Origin of the sequence: Ruminococcus sp. CAG:57 (genome assembly GCF_000435935.1) — a bacterium.
GTDB classification, from domain to species: Bacteria; Bacillota; Clostridia; order Oscillospirales; family Ruminococcaceae; genus Hominimerdicola; species Hominimerdicola aceti.
The window spans coordinates 1-6,538 of the sequence record NZ_FR890679.1 but is presented as its reverse complement, the minus strand read 5'-3'; the positions used below and the strand labels follow the sequence as shown (position 1 = coordinate 6,538).

Below are 6,538 nucleotides of genomic sequence, written 5' to 3'. Positions count from 1 at the left end.
CCTGACTATAATTGTAGGTTTAATGATGGAAAGACTCATATTGTTTATGCAGGCACATTTGACCCAAGAAAAGGTGGAGCAGTAGCGGCTGTAGATGCTGCTGAATTTCTTGATGAGAATTATCATATTCATGTTATAGGATTTGGTTCTGATATTGAAATAAAGTATCTTAAAGAGGAAATTGTTCGAGTATCTAATAAGACTAAATGTGTGGTTTCATATGATGGCTTAAAACATGGTGATGAATATATACGATTTATTCAAAGCTGTGATATAGGTTTGAGCACGCAAAATCCTGATGCGGCATTTAATGCTACATCATTTCCAAGTAAGATTCTTTCGTATTTATCTAATGGATTACGAGTTGTAAGTATCAGAATTCCTGCTATAGAGGGCTCAGATGTAGGAGACAAGCTTTTTTACTATGATGAGCAAACACCTAAACAAATTGCAGATGCCATTCTATCGGTAGATATGGCTCAAGCTTATGATAGTAGGTCAGATATTGTTGATTTGTCAAATAAATTTCAAAATGAATTGATGTTGATGATGAAGGACTATTAGTCATAAGAGTATTGCTTTTTTCTTTTAAATAAAAGAAGGGGTGAATTTTCCTGAAAATATTTAAACGAATTTTATATTTATACAGAAGCAATGTAGAGTGCATAAAATACAGACATAAGTAGGAGAAGTGTTTAATGAGCAGAAAAATCGGTGTCATATTGTCTTATGCTTTAATGATTTTTGAAGTTCTATCAACTTTATTGTTGACACCATTTATTATAAGTACATTAGGACAAGCTGAGTATGGTGTATACAAGCTAGTTGTTGCTATTAATGCATACCTTCTTTTACTGGATCTTGGCGTTGGTAATGCTATTATCAGATATATAGCCAAGTATAGGGTAGAAAATGATAGAAATAAAGAACGAAATTTTTTAGCTGTTGCTATAATTTTCTATTTAATAATTGCGGTTATTGCAATTATCATAGGGTGTGTTTTGGTTGTTATTTTTCCTAAGGTGTTTTCCAAGGGCTTGTCTGATTCAGAGATTAGATTGGGGCAAATTTTGCTTGGCGTTACGATGTTTAATTCTGCTGTAACTCTTGGTACAACGGTTTACAATAATATTTTAATTGCATATGAAAAATTTGCAGTTTCGCGAATAGCATCTATAGTACAAATTATAGTTAGAATGATTCTTACCTACGTTGTATTAGTAGCTGGCTGGGGAAGTATTGGAATTGTAGCTGTTAACTTATTAATGACAGTTTTATGTCGTTTGTACTTTATTGTATATGTAAATTTGATAATAAAACTGAAACCTTTATTTAGGGGAATTGACTTTTCGTTTGTAAAAGAAATAGTAGCATATTCCTCATTGATATTGCTCCAAATGGTTGCGACACAATTAAATTCTACGGTAGATCAAATATTGATTGGCTCGCTTGTGAAAGCTTCTGCTGGAATTTTAGCGGTTTATGGTGTTGGTACACAGATTGTACAATATTTTCAATCCATTGGTTCAGCGTTTACCGGTGTATTGATGCCAGGCGTTGTAAAGGTAGTTGAGGAAAGAGCGTCATCGTCTGAGTTAACTAAAGAAATGGTTAAGGTCGGTAGAATTATTTTCATGATGCTTTCTTTAATTCTATGTGTGTTTATAGTAAATGGAAAGGAATTTATCATTTTGTGGGCTGGAAATGATAATTCTCAGGCTTATGTTGTTGCAACTATTTTAATGGCAGCGTATATCTTTATATTAACTGAATCAATTGGAACACAGATTTTGTGGGCTATGAATCAGCACAAAGAGCAGTCTGTACTAAAAATTGTTATTGTCATATTGAATATTGCTCTTACTGCATTATTGATTAGTTGGAATCCTTTGATAGGTGCTACGATTGGAACATTTATTTCTCTTATACTTGGAGATGTAGTGGTTATGAATGTTATATTTAAGAAAAAGCTTGATATAAGTCTTAAATTTTATTATTATGGTATTTTTAAAGGCATAGTACCTTGTTTGGTAATCGCATTTATAGTTGGCATTATCTTTAAAATATTTATGCCTGTTGGTTGGGTATGGCTCTGTGTAAAGATATCTATAATGATGTTAGTTTATGGAGTCTTACTTATAAAATTTGGAATGAATACATACGAAAAAAACATAGTATGTTCTGTACTAAAAAAAATTAAAGCAGTTGGAGGAAAATAACATGTCACAATTCACAAACAAAACCCTAATGATAACCGGAGGAACGGGATCATTTGGAAACGCAGTATTAAATAGATTTCTGGAAACAGATATCGGAGAGATCAGAATATTTTCGAGAGACGAAAAAAAACAGGACGATATGCGTCATGAGTATCAGGCGAAAATGCCTGAGGTAGCGGATAAGATCAAGTTCTACATAGGCGACGTGAGAAATTTGCAGTCCTGTAAGGACGCTATGCACGGCGTAGATTACATATTCCATGCGGCTGCACTCAAGCAGGTCCCGTCTTGTGAGTTTTTCCCAATGGAAGCCGTAAAAACTAATATTATCGGTACGGATAACGTCCTGACAGCCGCTATCGAGGAGGGCGTTGAAGCAGTAATATGCCTTTCAACTGATAAGGCAGCCTACCCTATCAATGCCATGGGTAAGTCAAAATCTCTTGAAGAAAGCGTCGCTATCGCTAAGAGCAGATATAGCGGTAAAACTAAAATATGTTGTACTCGTTATGGTAACGTAATGTGCTCCCGTGGATCTGTTATTCCTCTGTGGATCGATCAGATCAAAGCAGGCAACCCTATCACTGTAACAGAGCCTAATATGACTCGTTTCATTATGTCACTTGAAGAAGCTGTCGACCTTGTACTCTATGCTTTTGAGAACGGAGAAAACGGCGACCTGCTTATCATGAAAGCCCCCGCTTGCTCTATCGGTCTTCAGGCTGAAGCCGTTACTGAAATGTTTGGCGGCAAAAAAGAGGATATCAAAGTCATTGGTATACGCCACGGCGAGAAAATGTATGAAACACTTCTTACCAATGAGGAGTGCGCAAAGGCTATCGACCTTGGCGGCTTCTATCGTGTCCCTGCCGATAATAGAGGCCTGAACTATGATAAGTTCTTTAGAGACGGCGACGCAGACAGAAATACTCTCACTGAGTTCAATAGTAATAATACAAAGCTCCTTAATAAGGAAGAAATAAAGGAAAAAATGCTTAAGCTTGCATATATCCAGGAGAGATTGGCTGAGGATTGATATGTCAAAGAAGTTGGTCATCCTCGGTGCAGGCGGATATGCAAATACTGTTAAGGACGTTTCTGAACAGTTGGGCTATGATGTGATAGCTATGCTGGACGATAGATTTGCCGACCGTACGCTTGATTCTTTTGCTAAATATATTGCTGACGATACGGAATTTATTCCTGCCTTTGGAAATAACGAGTTTCGCTTGTCTTGGTGCGATAAAATAACTAGAGCAGACGGCAGACTTGCCACTGTTGTGCATCCTACAGCTTATGTAAGTCCTACCGCTTCTATCGAAAATGGCGTTGTGGTGCTTCCGAAAGCTGTTATCAATACAGATGTGACAGTGAAACGTGGCTGTATCATCAATCTGGGCGCTATCGTAGACCATGGCTGTGTGATCGAACAGGGTTGTCATATCTGCCTTGGAGCAATAGTAAAAGGCGAAAATAGGATCGCAGCGCTGAGTAAGATAGAAGCCGGAGAAGTTGTGCAGCTTAGACAGTATCCTGTGAATAAATGATTTTACCAAAGGTCGTGGCTGACCTCAGGAGGAAAGTATATGGAACATAATTTTAAATGGAAAAATGACGGCAGAACAAAGGTAATGATCGGCTGCGGCACCCGCCCTGAGATCATTCGCCTGGCGGCTGTAATAAGAAGATGCCGTGAGTATTTTGATACCTGCGTTGTGTATTACAATCAGAACTGGGACCGTAACCTCAGTACAGTTTTCTGGGAGGATTTCGAGCTGAAAAACACTTTCGGCGAGTTCGGCCCTGATATTCTTGTTCCTGTAGTAGGGGATAATCTGGGCGTTACCTGCGGAAATATTCTCGGCAGAAGCTATGAACTGCTTTCAGAATTGCAGCCTGACGCCTATCTTGTCCTTGGCGATACAAACAGCTGTCTGTCAGCTATCTCCGCTAAAAGACTTCATATCCCGCTTTTTCATATGGAAGCAGGAAACAGATGTAAGGACGAGTGCCTCCCGGAGGAAACAAACAGAAGAATAGTCGACGTTATCTCTGACGTAAATCTTTGCTATTCCGAGTTTGCAAGAAAGTATCTTGCTGATACCGGACTTCCAAAGGAAAGAACATATATGACAGGCTCGCCTATGGCGGAAGTCCTTCGTGGTAATCTGGATAAAATTCAGGCTTCTGACGTTCTTGAACGTATGGGTCTTGAAAAGGATAAGTATATTCTTCTTTCTGCACACAGAGAGGAGAATATCGACACAGAAAAGAACTTTACAAGTCTGTTTACTGCAATAAACGCACTGGCTGAAAAGTATGATATGCCAATATTGTATTCCTGCCACCCGCGTTCAAAGCATAGACTTGAAAAGAGCGGCTTTAAGCTCGACCCTAGAGTAAGAGTAAACGAGCCGCTGGGATTCAATGACTATAACTGTTTGCAGATGAATGCACTTGCTATCGTTTCAGACTCAGGAACGCTTCCTGAGGAGAGCAGCTTCTATCTTTCAATAGGTCACCCTATCGCAGCAGTTTGTATCCGTACTTCTACCGAGCGCCCTGAAGCACTTGAAGCAGGGGACTTTATCCTTGCAGGAATTACAACAAAAGAGCTGCTCAATGCTACCGATATGGCTATCGAAATGAAGCAGAAAGGCGTTCTCGGCAAGCCGTGTCCTGACTATGTGGACGAAACAGTATCAATGAAAGTCGTAAGGATCATTCAGGGATATGTTAATGTAGTCAACAAAATGGTCTGGAGAAAAGATCAGTAAGGAACGTGGAAATATGAAGATATTGATTACAGGCGCAAAGGGCATGGTTGGAACAGCCCTTGTGAATAATCTGAAAAATATCAGAGATAACAAAAATCGAACAAGACCGAATATTTCTGTTGAAGAAATATATGAGTATGATATAGATTCCACAAAGGAACAGCTTGACGAGTATTGCAAGGAAGCAGACTTTGTTTTCAATCTTGCAGGGGTAAACCGTCCTGAGAATACTGAGGACTTCATGAAAGGAAACTTTGGTTTTGCGTCACAGCTTCTTGATACTCTGAAAAAGTATGATAACAAGGCAACTATCATGCTTTCGTCCTCCATACAGGCAACGCTCATAGGGCGTTATGACGGAGAATACGGCAGAAGCAAGCTCGCAGGTGAAGAGCTTTTCCAGAAATATGCCGCAGAAACAGGAGCAAAGGTCGCAATATATAGGTTTCCTAACCTTATGGGTCATTCAAGACCAAAGTACAATTCTTTTGTATCAACACTTTGCTACTGCGTGGCTAATGACGAGCCGTATTCCATAAATGACAGAGCAAGTGAACTGGAGCTTCTTTACATTGATGACCTTGTTGAGGGTATGTTTGATCTTCTTGAGGGCAAGGAAAAGCATTGCGAGTTTGACGGCGTAACGCCTGTCGCAAATGATAAGGGCAGATATTGTTATGTGCCTGTTACTCATAAGGTAACTTTGGGCGAGGTGGTAGATCTTCTTGAAGAATTTAAGCAGCAGCCTAAGACCCTGCTTATGCCTAAAATGCCAAAGGGCTCTTTTGCCAAGAAACTGTATAGTTTGTATCTTACTTATCTCCCTTCAGATAAATTCAAGTATGCGCTGAAAATGAATGTAGATAACAGAGGCAGTTTTACTGAGCTTGTTCATACAGAGGATTGCGGACAGGTAAGTATAAATATAAGCAAGGCGGGCATCACAAAGGGTCAGCATTGGCACAACTCAAAATGGGAGCTTTTCATAGTTGTCCACGGTCATGGTCTGATACAGGAGCGTAACATAAACACAGGAGAGAAAGTTGAGTTTGAGGTCAGTGGAGATAAGATCGAGGCTATCCACATGATACCTGGCTGGACACATAACATTATCAATCTCAGTGATACGGAGGATCTTGTTACTGTTATGACCTGCAATGAGATATTTGATCCAAGTCATCCTGATACTTTTGGGGAGCCTGTGTAATGTCAGAATATATAAGATCCCTCCGCCAGCACCTAGGCCACACCCCTCTGCTGCAGGTGGGAGCAAGCGTAATAGTAATAAACGAAGTAGGACAAATGCTCATGCAGCAGAGAACAGACTGCGGAAGCTGGGGATATGCAGGCGGCTCGGTGGAACTTGGTGAGTCTGTTGAGCAAACAGCCGAAAGAGAGCTTTTTGAGGAAACAGGTCTTAAAGCAAAAAAGCTCGAACTGCTTGGCGTCTATTCAGGTGAAAAAATGCAGTATACTTATCCAAATGGCGATAAGGTGTCAAACGTTGATATCGTCTACACCTGCCACGAGTATACAGGCGAG

Annotated in this window: 7 protein-coding genes; all 7 read left to right on the top strand. The window is 39.8% G+C overall.

Annotated features, from left to right (window positions below; translation table 11 throughout):
- A partial coding sequence (locus QVO88_RS00520) for a glycosyltransferase (protein ID WP_288177660.1) occupies positions 1 to 564 on the top strand: 564 nt, incomplete at its 5' end.
- A 134-nt stretch (positions 565 to 698) separates the two neighbouring features.
- A complete protein-coding gene (locus QVO88_RS00515; RefSeq protein WP_022286577.1) occupies positions 699 to 2,219 on the top strand; it encodes a polysaccharide biosynthesis C-terminal domain-containing protein in 1,521 nt (506 codons plus the stop codon).
- 1 nt (position 2,220) lies between these two features.
- The gene (locus QVO88_RS00510) at positions 2,221 to 3,255 is read left to right on the top strand and encodes a polysaccharide biosynthesis protein (protein ID WP_022286576.1); all 1,035 of its coding nucleotides are present in this window, start codon (positions 2,221 to 2,223) and stop codon (positions 3,253 to 3,255) included.
- Position 3,256: 1 nt separating this feature from the next.
- On the top strand, positions 3,257 to 3,766 hold the full coding sequence (locus tag QVO88_RS00505) for a sugar O-acyltransferase sialic acid O-acetyltransferase NeuD family (RefSeq protein WP_022286575.1): 510 nt from the start codon (positions 3,257 to 3,259) through the stop codon (positions 3,764 to 3,766).
- Between the two features lie 39 nt (positions 3,767 to 3,805).
- The gene (locus QVO88_RS00500; protein ID WP_022286574.1) at positions 3,806 to 4,996 is read left to right on the top strand and encodes a UDP-N-acetyl glucosamine 2-epimerase; all 1,191 of its coding nucleotides are present in this window, start codon (positions 3,806 to 3,808) and stop codon (positions 4,994 to 4,996) included.
- Positions 4,997 to 5,009: 13 nt separating this feature from the next.
- On the top strand, positions 5,010 to 6,203 hold the full coding sequence (locus QVO88_RS00495) for an NAD-dependent epimerase/dehydratase family protein (RefSeq protein ID WP_022286573.1): 1,194 nt from the start codon (positions 5,010 to 5,012) through the stop codon (positions 6,201 to 6,203).
- On the top strand, positions 6,203 to 6,538 hold a 336-nt coding region (locus QVO88_RS00490; protein ID WP_288177658.1), incomplete at its 3' end, for an NUDIX hydrolase. The genes QVO88_RS00495 and QVO88_RS00490, both read left to right, overlap by 1 nt.